Source organism: Blastococcus sp. SYSU D00813 (assembly GCF_054050735.1).
This window is the reverse complement of sequence record NZ_JBJGZX010000009.1, coordinates 81,278-94,070: the sequence shown is the minus strand read 5'-3', so window position 1 is coordinate 94,070 and position 12,793 is coordinate 81,278. Positions and strand designations below refer to the sequence as shown.

Here is a 12,793-nt window from a genome sequence, read left to right as displayed (position 1 = left end):
GACCGACGCCTCCTCACACGCTGCGCCGGTACCGGCCGCCCACCTCGAAGAAGGCCTCGCTGATCTGCCCCAGCGAGCAGACCCGGACGGCGTCCATGAGCTCGGCGAACACGTTGCCCCCGCCCATCGCGACCTCCTTCAGCCGGGCGAGCGCGGCCGGTGCCTCGGCGGCGTGCCGGGCGTGGAAGTCCTCCAGGCGGGCGAGCTGGGACTTCTTCTCGTCCTCGGTGGCGCGGGCCAGCTCCAGCGGCCCGGCCGGCGCCGAGGCGCGGTCGGGGTCGAGGAAGGTGTTGACGCCGATGATCGGCAGCGAGCCGTCGTGCTTGCGGTGCTCGTAGAGCATGGACTCGTCCTGGATGCGGCCGCGCTGGTAGCCGGTCTCCATCGCGCCGAGCACGCCGCCGCGCTCCGCGATCCGGTCGAACTCCTCGAGCACGGCGGCCTCGACCAGGTCGGTCAGCTCCTCGACGATCGCCGAGCCCTGCAGCGGGTTCTCGTTCTGGGCCAGGCCCCACTCGCGGTCGATGATCATCTGGATGGCCAGCGCGCGGCGGACCGAGTGCGCCGACGGGGTCGTCACGGCCTCGTCGTAGGCGTTGGTGTGCAGGCTGTTGGCGTTGTCGTAGATCGCGCACAGCGCCTGCAGCGTGGTGCGGATGTCGTTGAAGTCCATCTCCTGGGCGTGCAGCGACCGCCCCGACGTCTGCACGTGGTACTTCAGCTGCTGGGCGCGCGGGCCGGCGCCGTACTTCTCGCGCATGGCCACCGCCCAGATCCGCCGGGCGACCCGGCCGATCACGGTGTACTCGGCGTCCATCCCGTTGGAGAAGAAGAAGCTCAGGTTGGGCGCGAAGTCGTCGATGGCCATGCCGCGGGCGAGGTAGGCCTCGACGTAGGTGAAGGCGTTGGCCAGTGTGAAGGCCAGCTGGCTGATCGGGTTCGCCCCGGCCTCGGCGATGTGGTAGCCGGAGATCGACACCGAGTAGAAGTTGCGCACCCGGTGGTCGATGAACCACTCCTGGATGTCGGCCATGCAGCGCAGCGCGAACTCGGTGGAGAAGATGCAGGTGTTCTGGCCCTGGTCCTCCTTGAGGATGTCGGCCTGCACCGTGCCGCGGACCGTCGACAGCACGAACGCCCGGATCTCCTCGGCCTCGGCGGCGTCGGGCTCCCGGCCCTCCTCGGCCCGGAAGGCGGCCAGCCGCTGGTCGATCGCGGTGTTCAGGAACATCGCCAGGATCGCCGGGGCCGGGCCGTTGATCGTCATCGACACCGACGTGGTCGGCGCGCACAGGTCGAACCCGTCGTAGAGGGCCCGCATGTCGTCCAGCGTCGCGATCGAGACGCCGGAGATGCCGACCTTGCCGTAGACGTCGGGGCGCAGCTCCGGGTCGCGGCCGTAGAGGGTGACCGAGTCGAACGCGGTGGACAGCCGGGTGGCCGGCTGCCCGGCGCTGAGCAGCTTGAACCGGCGGTTGGTGCGGAACGGGTCGCCCTCGCCGGCGAACATCCGCGCCGGCGCCTCGCCCTCCCGCTTGACCGGGAAGACGCCGGCGGTGAACGGGAAGGCGCCGGGCAGGTTCTCCCGCCGCAGGAACCGCACCAGCTCGCCGTCGTCGCGGGCGCGCGGCAGCGCCACCCGGCGCACCTTCGTCCCCGACAGCGTCTCGCGGGTGAGCGGGACGGTGATGTCCCTGCCGCGCACGGTGTAGGTCAGCTCGTCGCCGGAGTACTGCTCGACCGTGGCCGGCCAGCGCTCCAGCAGGCCGGCCACCTCCGGCAGCAGCCCGGTGCCCTCGGCGGCCGCCCGGGCCGCCTCGGCCGCGTCCCCGTCCAGCACCTCCGCCGCGGTGGTCAGGTGCTGCCGGCGGCGGGCCAGTTCCGCCTGCTCCTCGGTGGTCCGGTGGTAGCCGCGCACGGTCTCGGTGATCTCGGCCAGGTACCGCGACCGGGACGACGGGACGACGCTGGACAGCCCGGACGAGGCGCGGACGTCGACGGCCGGCAGCACCCCCTCGCCCACCGGCAGGCCGCGCTCGGCGAGCAGCGCGCGCAGGTGCTGGTACAGCGCGGTGACGCCGTCGTCGTTGAAGCGGGCCGCGCTGGTGCCGAACACCGGCATGGACTCCCACGGCTGCCCGAAGGCCTCGCGGTTGCGCACCATCTGCCGGGCGACGTCGCGGCGGGCGTCCTCGGCGCCGCGGCGCTCGTACTTGTTCACCGCGACGACGTCGGCGAAGTCGAGCATGTCGATCTTCTCCAGCTGCGAGGCGGCGCCGAACTCCGGCGTCATCACGTACAGCGAGACGTCGCTGAAGGGCACGATCGCCGCGTCGCCCTGCCCGATGCCCGGCGTCTCGACGACGACCAGGTCGAAGCCGGCGGCCTTCACCGCGGCCAGCACGTCGTCCAGGTGCTCGGGCACCTGCGCGCCGGCGGTGCGGGTGGCCAGCGACCGGAAGTAGGTGCGGTCGCCGCCGACCGTCTCCTCCAGCGCGTTCATCCGGATCCGGTCGCCCAGCAGCGCTCCCCCGCCGCGGCGGCGGGTCGGGTCGATCGCCACGACGGCCACCCGCAGCCGGTCGCCCTGGTCCAGCCGGATGCGGCGCAGCAGCTCGTCGGTGAGCGAGGACTTGCCCGACCCGCCGGTGCCGGTGATGCCCAGCACCGGCACGGTGCGCGCCGCGGCCGCCTCCCGGAGCGCCGCCGCGAGCTCCGGCGCCCGGCCGGCCTCCAGCACGGTGACCGCGCGGGCCAGCGCCGCCGCGTCGCCGGCCAGGACGGCGTCGGCGTCGGGCGCGGTGGCGGCCAGGTCGACGTCGCACTCCCGGATCAGCTCGTTGACCATCCCGGGCAGCCCGAGCCGGGCGCCGTCCTCCGGGGAGAAGATCCGCACCCCGCGCTCGCGCAGCAGCGCGATCTCCTCGGCCACGATCACGCCACCCCCGCCGCCGAACACCTGCACGTGCCCGGCGCCGGCCGCGGTCAGCCGCTCGCGCAGGTAGGAGAAGTACTCGACGTGCCCACCCTGGTAGGAGGAGATCGCCACCCCCTGCACGTCCTCCTCCACCGCGGCCCGCACCACGGCGTCGACCCCGCGGTCGTGGCCCAGGTGCACCACCTCCGCGCCCTGGCTCTGCAGCAGCCGGCGCATCACGTTGATCGCGGCGTCGTGCCCGTCGAACAGGCTGGCCGCCGTCACGAACCGGACCGGGTGGACGGGGACGTGCAGCGGCGCGGCGGTCACGGCGGGCTCCAGACACGAGGTACTCGGACGTCCAAGGAACCATAGCGCAGGTAGTTGGACGTCCACGGGAATTCAGGCCGGCGGATGGGTGTGGAACCCAACCATTCCGGTTACGGTGGTCCCGTCGGTCGAAGAGACGGCCCGCACCACGTCCTCCCGAGTAGGTCGGCCATGTCGCTCGCCGCACTCCCCTCCTCCACCCTCGACGAGTCCCTGCTGTTCGTGGCGGTCGACGTCCTCCTCGGCCGCGTGACGCTCGTCGGGGAGCTCGACCACTGCTCCGCCCACCTGCTGACCGACGCCGTGCCGGTCCTGCGGGCCGGCCCCTCCCCGGCCTGGACCGTCGACGCCGGCGGCGTGTCCTTCGTCGACGGCGCGGGGGTCACCGCCCTCCTGGTGGTCCGGCAGGCCGCGCTGTCCGCCGGTGGGCACGTGCGGCTGGTCGCGGCCAGCCGGTGCGTCCGGCGGCTCATCGGCGTGGTCGGGCTCGTCGACGTCCTGCCGGTGGTCCCGGACGGCGCCGGGGCCCTCGGCGCCGTCCGCTCCCGGGTGTGACGCCCGGTCAGGCGTTGCGCACGGCGGCGGCGGCCTCCAGACCGAGCTCGCGCACCGACACCTCGCGCATCTCGACCTTGCGGATCTTGCCGGTCACCGTCATGGGGAACGCGTCGACGACCTTGACGTAGCGCGGGACCTTGTAGTGGGCGAGCCTGCCCGCGCAGAACTCCCGGAGCCCCTCGGCGGTGAGCGGCTCGGCGCCCTCGCGCAGCCGCACCCAGGCCATGAGCTCCTCGCCGTAGCGCTCGTCGGGGACGCCGATCACCTGCGCGTCGACGACGTCGGGGTGGGTGTAGAGGAACTCCTCGATCTCCCGCGGGTACACGTTCTCGCCGCCGCGGATGACCATGTCCTTGATCCGGCCGACGATGTTCACGTAGCCCTCGGCGTCCATCACCGCGAGGTCGCCGGTGTGCATCCAGCGCGCGGCGTCGATCACCTCGGCGGTCTTCTCGGGCTCCTCCCAGTAGCCGAGCATCACCGAGTAGCCGCGGGTGCACAGCTCCCCCGGCTCGCCGCGCGGCACCGTCAGCCCGGTCTCGGGGTCGACGACCTTCACCTCCAGGTGCGGGTGCACCCGGCCGACCGTCGACGTCCGCCGGTCGAGGTCGTCGTCCGCGCCCGTCTGGGTCGACACCGGCGAGGTCTCGGTCATCCCGTAGCAGATGGTCACCTCGGTCATCCCCATCTCGGCGACGACCCGCTTCATCACCTCCACCGGGCACGGGGAGCCGGCCATGATGCCGGTCCGCAGCGACGACAGGTCGTAGTCGCCGATGTCGGGCAGCGCGAGCTCGGCGATGAACATCGTCGGGACGCCGTACAGCGACGTGCAGCGCTCGTCCTGCACCGCGCGCAGCGTCGCGGCGGGGTCGAACCCGGGCGCCGGGACCACCATCGTCGCGCCGTGGCTGGTGGCCGCCAGGTTGCCCATCCCCATGCCGAAGCAGTGGTAGTAGGGCACCGGGATGCAGATGCGGTCGGCCTCGGTGTAGCCGCAGCCCTCGCCGACGAAGAAGCCGTTGTTGAGCAGGTTGTGGTGGGTGAGCGTGGCGCCCTTGGGGAAGCCCGTCGTCCCCGAGGTGTACTGGATGTTGATCGGGTCGTCGGCCGACAGCTCCGCCTCCCGGCGGGCCAGCAGCCCCCGGTCGCCGGCCCGCCCGGTCTCCAACAGCCGGTCCCACTCCGGGTCGCCGAGGAAGACGACCTCGCGCAGGGCCGGGCACTCGCCCCGGACCTCGCCGACCATCGTCCGGTAGTCGCTGGTCCTGAACTCCGGCGCGCTGACCAGCACGGAGATGCCGGCCTGGCGCAGCACGTAGGCCAGCTCGTGGGTGCGGTAGGCGGGGTTGATGTTGACCAGGACCGCGCCGAGCTTCGCCGTCGCGTACTGGACGAACGCCCACTCCGCGCAGTTGGGCGCCCAGATGCCGACCCGGTCGCCCTTGGCGACGCCGAGCGCGTCCAGTCCGAGCGCGACCGCGTCGACCTCGGCGGCGAACTGCGGGTAGCTGTACCGGCGGCCGGTGGCGCACTCGACCAGCGCCTCGTGCTCCCCCACCCGTGCGACGGTGCGGTCGAGGTTCGCGCCGATCGTGTCGCCCAGCAGCGGCACGGTCGACGTCCCGCTGGCGTAGGAGGGGACGGGCGGCTGGGCGGCGTTCATGAGGGGCCTCCGCATCACGGCGACGGGATACCCCGCCACCCTCCCGCCGCGACGTGCCCGGCACCACCTACCGACGGGGGTGCCCGCGGGAAGCCGCGGGCGGCGGGCACGGTTGCCTCTGGCATGCCGTCGCCGTCCCCGTCGCTGCCGCTGTCCGTCCTCGACCTCGCCCCCATCGCGCCCGGGCAGACCGCCGGCGAGAGCATCGCCGCCAGCGTCGCCCTGGCCCGCGCCGCGGAGGAGCACGGCTACCGGCGGGTCTGGTACGCCGAGCACCACAACATGCCGACCATCGCCTCCTCGGCGACCAGCGTGCTGATCAGCCACGTCGGCGCGCACACGAGCACGATCCGGCTGGGCGCCGGCGGCGTGATGCTGCCCAACCACTCGCCGCTGACCATCGCCGAGCAGTTCGGCACGCTCGACGCGATGTACCCGGGCCGGATCGACCTGGGTCTGGGCCGGGCGCCGGGCAGCGACCAGAACACGATGTACGCGCTGCGCCGCGACCACGCCTCCGCCGACCGCTTCCCGCAGGACGTGCTGGAGCTGCAGGCCTACCTGGCCGGCGAGACCCGGGTGCCGGGCGTGGACGCCGTCCCCGGCAAGGGATCGCGGGTGCCGCTCTACGTCCTGGGCTCCTCGATGTTCGGCGCGACGCTCGCCGCCGCGCTCGGGCTGCCCTACGCGTTCGCGTCGCACTTCGCGCCCCAGTTGCTGCAGAAGGCGGTGGCCGCCTACCGCAGCGAGTTCCGCCCCTCGGCCGAGCTCGACGCCCCCTACGTGATCGCCGGGGTCAACGTGGTCGCCGCCGACAGCACCGACGCCGCCCGCGCCGACCTCGAGCAGGTCCGCCGGCGGCTGGCCGTCGGGCTGTTCGGGCGCGGCCGCGAGCTCTCCGACGCCGAGGCCGACCTGCTGCTCGACGGCGGCGCCGGCGTGCACGTCGACGGGATGCTCACGCACACCGCGATCGGGACGGCGGACGAGGTCCGCGAGCAGCTGACCGCCTTCCGCGAGCTCGCCGACGCCGACGAGCTGATCGTCGCCTTCCAGTCGCCCTCCCCCGAGCGCCGGCTGCGTGCGGTCGAGCTGACCGCCGGGGCGATGTCGCCCATCGCCGCGTGACGGAGGACCTCCTCCCCCTCGCACGCTCGGGGCGGTGCCCTGGAGGAGGCCGCGGGGCGTCGACGTGAGCGCGGCGCGCCGGGTTGGCAGGCTGTGACGGTGGGTGCCGAGACCGTCCTCCTCATGCTCCTGGCGGCGGTCGCCGTCACCGTCGTCGTCCACTGGGTGGCCGAGCACACCGGGCTGCCGGCGGCGGCGCTGCTCACCCTCGCGGGGATCGCCTACGCCTACCTGCCGGGGCCGAACGTCGTCCTGGACCCGCACCTGGTCCTGACGCTCGTCCTGCCGCCGCTGCTGTACAGCGCGGCGCTGGACTCCTCGCTGCTGGCGATCCGCAAGAACCTGCGGACGGTGGTCAGCCTCTCGGTCCTGCTGGTGTTCGCCACGGCGGTGCTCATCGGCATCGGGTTCGCCCTCTTCGTCGCCGGCGCCACGCTGGCGGCGGGGATCGCGCTGGGCGCCGCGGTCGCCCCGCCGGACCCGGTGGCCGCGCTGGCCGTCGGCCGCCGGGTGGGGCTGCCGCCGCGGCTGCTCACCCTGATCCAGGGCGAGGGCCTGCTCAACGACGCGACCGCGCTGACCCTGCTCACGGTGGCCGTGGCCGCCGCGGAGGGCGACGGGTTCTCGACGCCGGCCGCGGCCGGCCAGTTCGCGCTGTCGGCCGCCGGCGGGGTCGCGGCCGGGCTCGTCGTCGCCTACGGCGTCCGCCCGCTGCGGGTGCTGCGCCGCGACCCCCTGGCGTCGAACGCGCTCTCGCTGGCCACCCCGTTCGTCGCCTACCTGCTCGCCGAGTCGGTACACGTCTCGGGGGTGCTCGCCGTCGTCGTCGCCGGGCTCGTCATCGGGCACAACGCGCCGTACTGGCAGTCCGGGCAGACCCGGCTGCAGACCCGGGCGGTGTGGCGGCTGGTCGACTTCCTGCTCGAGGGCGTCGTCTTCCTGCTGATCGGGCTGCAGCTGCCGGCGGTCATCGGCGGGCTGGGCCAGTACGCGGTGTCCACGATCGTGACCGCCGTGGCGATCACGGTCGGCGTCATGCTGCTGCTGCGGCCGCTGTGGCTGCTGCTCACCGAGTCGCTGCCCGGCTGGATGCACACCCGCCTGGGCGGCGACGTCGCCGACGAGGGGTCCCCGCACGTCGGGGGCCGGTCGGCGACGGCGTGGAGCGGGCGGACCAGCGAGCGGCGGCTGTCCTGGCGCGAGATCACCGTGCTGAGCTGGGCGGGCACCCGCGGCGTCATCAGCCTGGCGGCGATCTTCACGCTCCCGCTCACCACCGACGCCGGCGACCCGTTCCCCGACCGCGACCTGCTGCTGTTCTGCGCCTTCGTCGCCGTGCTGGTCACGCTGGTCGGGCAGGGGCTGACCTTCGCCCCGCTCGTCCGGGCGCTCGGGGTCCGGGCCGACGCCGCCGACGAGGCCCGGCTGCGCAACCAGGCCCGCACCGCCGCCGTGCGGGCCGGGCTGGCGCGGCTGGAGGAGCTCGACGGCGAGCAGCACACCGACCTGGAGGACCAGGCGATCGACGGGCTGCGCGCCGCGCTGCAGGGCCGGCTGGAGCGCTACGAGCGCCGGCTGTCGGTCCTGCAGTTCGCCGAGGGCGGGGAGATCCCGGTGTCGCCGGAGTACGAGGCGGCCCTCAGCGTCCGGCGGGCGGTGCTGGAGGCCGAGCGGCAGGAGCTGCTGCGCTGGCGCGACGCCGGCCGGCTGCCCGACGCGAGCCTGCGGATCCTCGAGCGCGAGCTGGACCACCAGGAGGGGCTGCTGCCCTCCCGCCCGGCCTAGGGCAGCCGCTCGGTCAGGCGACGACTCTGCCGGCGGGTTCGGGACGTTGCCGGCCGGATCGGGCCGGCAACGTCCGGAGACGACCCGCGGAGTGGCCGGCTCAGCCGCCGGCGAGCACCTCGTCGAGCCGCTCGTAGCCCTCGACGACCCCGGTCTCCATGCCGCTGGCCACGAAGGCGTCCCGGTCGGCGAACGAGTCGACCAGCGAGGTGGCGGTCAGCCGCGTGCGGCCGCCGGGCAGCTCCTCGAGCACCATCTTCTCCAGGGCGACGCCGTCGGGCATGCCCTCCCAGGTGAAGGTCTGCACGATCAGCTCGTCGGGCCGGATCTCGTGGAAGCAGCCGCGGAACGCGTACTCGCCCCCGCCCTCCCCGCCGGCCTCCTCGCCAGCGGCGGTGTGCACGTAGCGGTAGGAGCCGCCGGTCCGGCAGTCCCAGGAGTCGACCCGCATCTCGTGGCCGCGCGGGCCGTTCCAGCGCTTCACCAGCTCGGGGTCGGTGTGCGCCCGGAAGACCTTCGCGGGCGGTGCGTCGAACTCGCGGGTGATCCGCACCAGGGGGACCTCGGGGTCGAGGACGATCTGCGTCTGGTTGGTGGTGGGCGTGCTCATGGCCGTGCTCCTCCTCGGGGTGGGGTGGGGCTGTCGTCGTCCGGCATCGCCGCCAGGACGTCGTCGAGACGGGAGTAGCGCTCCTCCGCGGCGCGCCGGTAGCGCTCGAGCCACGTGGTCATCAGGTCGAACACCTCCGCCTCCAGGTGCACCGGCCGGCGCTGGGCCGACCGGCTGCGGCTCACCAGCCCCGCGTCCTCGAGCACGCGCACGTGCTTGGAGACCGCCTGGAGGCTGATGTCGTACGGCGCCGCCAGCTCGTTGACCGTCGCGTCCCCGAGCGTCAGCCGCGCCACCATGTCCCGGCGGGTCGGGTCGGCCAGGGCCGCGAACACCCGAGACAGCGGGTCCGCCGCCATGCCGACCTCCTGCTTGCTCAACCGACCGGTTGAGGAAGACGGTAGGACCGGCACCCTGCGGTTGTCAACCGTTCGGTTGAGCACGCGCCACCCCCTTCCGCGCGCCGCCGGAGCGGCAGACGATGCGCCATGGGCACGCTCCTGTCCGCCACCTCCGAGCACGTCGCGCTGGCCGAGGCGGTCACCGCGCACAACTACGCGCCGTTGCCGGTCGTCGTCGCCGAGGCCTCCGGCGCCTGGGTGACCGACGTCGAGGGCCGCCGCTACCTCGACTGCCTGGCCGGCTACTCGGCGCTGAACTTCGGCCACCGCCACCCGGCCCTGGTCGCCGCGGCCCGCGAGCAGCTGGACCGGGTCACGCTCACCAGCCGGGCCTTCGGCAACGACCGGCTCGGCCCCTTCGCGCGCGACCTCGCCGCCCTGGCCGGCATGGACCTCGTGCTGCCGATGAACACCGGCGCCGAGGCCGTGGAGACGGCGATCAAGGTGGCCCGCCGCTGGGGGTACCGGCGAAAGGGCGTGCCCGACGGCCGGGCGCGGGTCGTCGTCGCCGCGGGCGGCTTCCACGGCCGGACGACGACGATCGTCGGGTTCTCCACCGACCCCGTGGCGCGTGACGGCTTCGGCCCGTTCACCCCCGGCTTCGACGTCGTCCCGTTCGGGGACGCCGCGGCGCTGCGGGCTGCGCTGACCCCCGACACGGTCGCCGTCCTGCTGGAGCCGGTGCAGGGCGAGGCGGGGGTCGTCGTCCCGCCGGCGGGCTACCTGGCCGCCGTCCGGGCCGCGTGCGACGAGGCCGGCGTCCTGTTCCTCGCCGACGAGGTCCAGTCCGGCCTCGGCCGCACCGGGAGCACCTTCGCCTGCGACCTCGAGGGCGTGCGGCCCGACGTCTACGTGCTGGGCAAGGCGCTGGGCGGCGGGATCCTGCCGGTGTCGGCGGTCGTGGCGCGCGCCGACGTCCTCGGCGTCGTCACCCCCGGCAGCCACGGCTCCACGTTCGGCGGCAACCCGCTGGCCTGCGCCGTCGGGCACGCGGTGGTGCGGCTGCTGGCCACCGGCGAGTACCAGGCCCGGGCGCGCGAGCTCGGCGCGCGGCTGGCCGGCCGGCTCGGCGGGCTGGTCGGCGCCGGCGTGACCGCGGTGCGCACCCGCGGGCTGTGGGCCGGCGTGGACGTCGACCCGGCGCTGATGACCGGCGGCGAGGCCTGCCGCCGGCTGGCCGCCCGCGGGGTGCTCACCAAGGACACCCACGGCGCCACGATCCGGCTCGCCCCGCCGCTGGTGGTGTCCGCCGCCGAGGTCGACTGGGCGGTCGAGCAGCTGGCCGCCGTGCTCCGGGCCGGCTGACCGCTACGTCGCGGCGTCCTCCGGGTCCCGGGCCTCCCGGACGACCATCTCCTGGGCCGCGCTGGCCAGCGCTGCCCCGGAGCGGTCGAACAGCGTGCTCGTGTACCAGCCGCGGCCGGCGGCCACCGAGCTGCCGACGTGGTCCATGAGCACCCAGTCGTCCAGGCGCACCGGCCGGTGGAACCACACGGCGTGGTCGAGGCTCGCCATGGCGCGCACCCGCGGGCCGATGAGCGCGGCCAGCCCGCTGAACAGGTCGGAGACGTAGACGAGCGCGGCCGCCGCGTGCAGCGGGTCCTCCGCCCCGGCACCGGGGACGCGGACCCAGGTCCGCATCGGGTGCTGCCGCTCGGCCCGGGGGCCGGGGTCGCGGACCTCGACGCCGGGCAGGATCGGCGGGAGCGGCTGCGCCTCCTCCGGCCCGGCGACCCCCGGCATCGCCACCGCCTGCCGGTCGGGGCCCTCCTCGGGGCGGGTGAAGGACGCCGTCATCCGGAAGACGACGCGCTCCTCCTGCCGGGCCACGACGGTGCGCGCCGAGTAGGAGCGGCCGTCGCGGTCGCGGTCGACGTCGAACCGCACGGGCAGCCGCGCGTCGCCGCGGCGCAGGAAGTAGCCGTGCAGCGAGTGCGGGGCGCGCTCGCCGTCGACCGTGCGGGCGGCGGCCACCAGCGCCTGGGCCGCGACCTGGCCGCCGTACAGGCCGTTGTGCCGCCCCGGGGCCAGCTCCTCGGCCACCCAGCGGTCGGTCCCCAGCTCGCGCACCGAGAGCAGCGCGGCCAGCGGGGTCCCCTCGACGGCGGTCACCGCGCCTCGCCGGCCTGCGTCACGACGCCGTCGTCGAGCAGGCGCTGCACCTCGTCGCCGGGCACGCCCCAGGCGGCCAGCGCCGTCCGGGTGTCCTGGCCGGGGGACCGCGGTCCGCTGCGCACCGCGCCGGGGGTGCGCGAGAAGCGCGGGGCCACGCCGGGCTGGGCGACGCCGTCGACCTCGAGGTAGCTCCCCCGCGCGGCCAGGTGCGGGTCGTGCGGCGCCTCCCCCAGGCCGAGGACCGGGGTGACGCACGCATCGGTGCCGGCGAAGTGCGCGGCCCACTCGTCCCGCGTGCGGGTGGCGAACACGGCGGCGATCGCGGCCCGGTGCTGCGGCCAGGAGGCGACGTCGTGCTGGGCCGACAGCTGCCCGGTCAGCCCGAGGCCCTCCAGCAGGCGGGCGTGGAACTGCGGCTCCAGCGCGCCGACGGCGACGTGCCGGCCGTCGGCGCAGGCGTAGGTCGTGTAGAACGGCGCGCCGCCGTCGAGCAGGTTGGCCTCGCGGCGGTCCTGCCACAGGCCGGCGGCGAGCATCCCCTGGACCATCGTCACCAGCGAGCTGGCGCCGTCGACCATCGCCGCGTCGACCACCTGGCCCCGGCCGCTGCCGGCGCGCTCCAGCAGCGCCGCCAGGACCCCGACCACCAGGAACAGCGACCCGCCGCCGAAGTCCGCGCCGATGTTGAGCGGCGGCACGGGCCGGTCGGCGGGTCCGATGGCGTGCAGCGCGCCGGTCAGCCCGAGGTAGTTGATGTCGTGCCCGGCCTCGGTCGCGCGCGGGCCGGTCTGCCCCCAGCCGGTCATCCGGGCGTAGACCAGCCGCGGGTTGCGGGCCAGCGCGTCGTCCGGTCCCAGGCCCAGCCGCTCGGTCACCCCCGGTCGCAGGCCCTCGACGAGGACGTCGGCGGAGTCGAGCAGCCGCAGGACCAGGTCCCGCCCCTCGGGACGCTTCAGGTCGACCGCGGCACACGGCCGGCTGCGGTGCAGCAGCTCGCGCTGCGGCGGCAGCAGCACCGACCCGCCGCCGGGCCGGTCGACCCGCAGGACGTCGGCGCCGAGCTCGGCCAGCAGCATCCCGGCGTACGGGCCCGGCCCCAGCCCGGCCAGCTCGACGACGCGGATCCCGCGCAGCGGGCCCGCGGCCGGGCGGACGTCGGGGCGGGGGTCCGGGGGGAGGCCGGTCGGCGCGGGGTCCACGGCAGGTCACCGTAACGACCGCCGCCCGCCGTCCCCGGCAGCGGAGCCGCCGGCCCTCCCGGAAGCGGTACCGGGCCGTCTACG

General features: G+C 74.9%; 10 protein-coding genes. 4 read left to right on the top strand and 6 right to left on the bottom strand.

Translation table 11 applies throughout. The annotated features are described in order from the left end of the window. Positions 1–13: 13 nt before the first annotated feature. Positions 14–3,247, bottom strand: coding sequence for a fused isobutyryl-CoA mutase/GTPase IcmF (gene icmF, locus ACI8AX_RS08710; protein WP_456549404.1), 3,234 nt, complete (start codon positions 3,245–3,247; stop codon positions 14–16). A 171-nt stretch (positions 3,248–3,418) separates the two neighbouring features. Between icmF and ACI8AX_RS08705 the strand changes: the two genes are divergently transcribed. After that, entirely contained in the window at positions 3,419–3,802 is a 384-nt protein-coding gene (locus ACI8AX_RS08705) for an STAS domain-containing protein (protein WP_456549403.1), read from the top strand. Between the two features lie 7 nt (positions 3,803–3,809). On the opposite strand, the gene ACI8AX_RS08700 is transcribed toward ACI8AX_RS08705, so the two are convergent. After that, positions 3,810–5,471: an AMP-binding protein gene (locus ACI8AX_RS08700; protein ID WP_456549402.1), complete on the bottom strand. Its 1,662-nt coding sequence runs from the start codon at positions 5,469–5,471 to the stop codon at positions 3,810–3,812. Positions 5,472–5,594: 123 nt separating this feature from the next. Between ACI8AX_RS08700 and ACI8AX_RS08695 the strand changes: the two genes are divergently transcribed. Both ACI8AX_RS08695 and ACI8AX_RS08690 read left to right on the top strand, forming a co-directional pair. Then, the gene (locus ACI8AX_RS08695) at positions 5,595–6,599 is read left to right on the top strand and encodes an LLM class flavin-dependent oxidoreductase (protein ID WP_456549401.1); all 1,005 of its coding nucleotides are present in this window, start codon (positions 5,595–5,597) and stop codon (positions 6,597–6,599) included. A 99-nt stretch (positions 6,600–6,698) separates the two neighbouring features. Then, the gene (locus tag ACI8AX_RS08690; protein ID WP_456549400.1) at positions 6,699–8,384 is read left to right on the top strand and encodes a Na+/H+ antiporter; all 1,686 of its coding nucleotides are present in this window, start codon (positions 6,699–6,701) and stop codon (positions 8,382–8,384) included. A 100-nt stretch (positions 8,385–8,484) separates the two neighbouring features. Here ACI8AX_RS08690 and ACI8AX_RS08685 read toward each other — a convergent pair whose 3' ends face one another. Both ACI8AX_RS08685 and ACI8AX_RS08680 read right to left on the bottom strand, forming a co-directional pair. Continuing rightward, a complete protein-coding gene (locus ACI8AX_RS08685) occupies positions 8,485–8,994 on the bottom strand; it encodes an SRPBCC family protein (RefSeq protein WP_456549399.1) in 510 nt (169 codons plus the stop codon). Further along, positions 8,991–9,353, bottom strand: coding sequence for an ArsR/SmtB family transcription factor (locus ACI8AX_RS08680; RefSeq protein ID WP_456549398.1), 363 nt, complete (start codon positions 9,351–9,353; stop codon positions 8,991–8,993). Before ACI8AX_RS08680 ends, ACI8AX_RS08685 begins: the two co-directional genes overlap by 4 nt. Before the next feature lie 129 nt (positions 9,354–9,482). Between ACI8AX_RS08680 and rocD the strand changes: the two genes are divergently transcribed. Further along, positions 9,483–10,700, top strand: a complete 1,218-nt coding sequence (gene rocD / locus ACI8AX_RS08675) for an ornithine--oxo-acid transaminase (RefSeq protein ID WP_456549397.1) — start codon at positions 9,483–9,485, stop codon at positions 10,698–10,700. Positions 10,701–10,703: 3 nt separating this feature from the next. Here rocD and ACI8AX_RS08670 read toward each other — a convergent pair whose 3' ends face one another. Continuing rightward, a complete protein-coding gene (locus ACI8AX_RS08670) occupies positions 10,704–11,507 on the bottom strand; it encodes an acyl-CoA thioesterase (RefSeq protein ID WP_456549396.1) in 804 nt (267 codons plus the stop codon). Further along, positions 11,504–12,709 carry a CaiB/BaiF CoA transferase family protein gene (locus ACI8AX_RS08665; RefSeq protein WP_456549395.1) on the bottom strand — a complete coding sequence of 402 codons (1,206 nt, stop codon included), beginning with the start codon at positions 12,707–12,709 and terminating at the stop codon, positions 11,504–11,506. Before ACI8AX_RS08665 ends, ACI8AX_RS08670 begins: the two co-directional genes overlap by 4 nt. Positions 12,710–12,793 lie beyond the last annotated feature (84 nt).

Coding starts and splice junctions, on each gene's coding strand:
- ACI8AX_RS08705 (WP_456549403.1), top strand. CDS start 3,419: ATGTCGCTCGCCGCACTCCCCTCCTCCACCCTCGACGAGTCCCTGCTG.
- ACI8AX_RS08700 (WP_456549402.1), bottom strand. CDS start 5,471: ATGAACGCCGCCCAGCCGCCCGTCCCCTCCTACGCCAGCGGGACGTCG.
- ACI8AX_RS08695 (WP_456549401.1), top strand. CDS start 5,595: ATGCCGTCGCCGTCCCCGTCGCTGCCGCTGTCCGTCCTCGACCTCGCC.
- ACI8AX_RS08685 (WP_456549399.1), bottom strand. CDS start 8,994: ATGAGCACGCCCACCACCAACCAGACGCAGATCGTCCTCGACCCCGAG.
- ACI8AX_RS08680 (WP_456549398.1), bottom strand. CDS start 9,353: ATGGCGGCGGACCCGCTGTCTCGGGTGTTCGCGGCCCTGGCCGACCCG.
- rocD (WP_456549397.1), top strand. CDS start 9,483: ATGGGCACGCTCCTGTCCGCCACCTCCGAGCACGTCGCGCTGGCCGAG.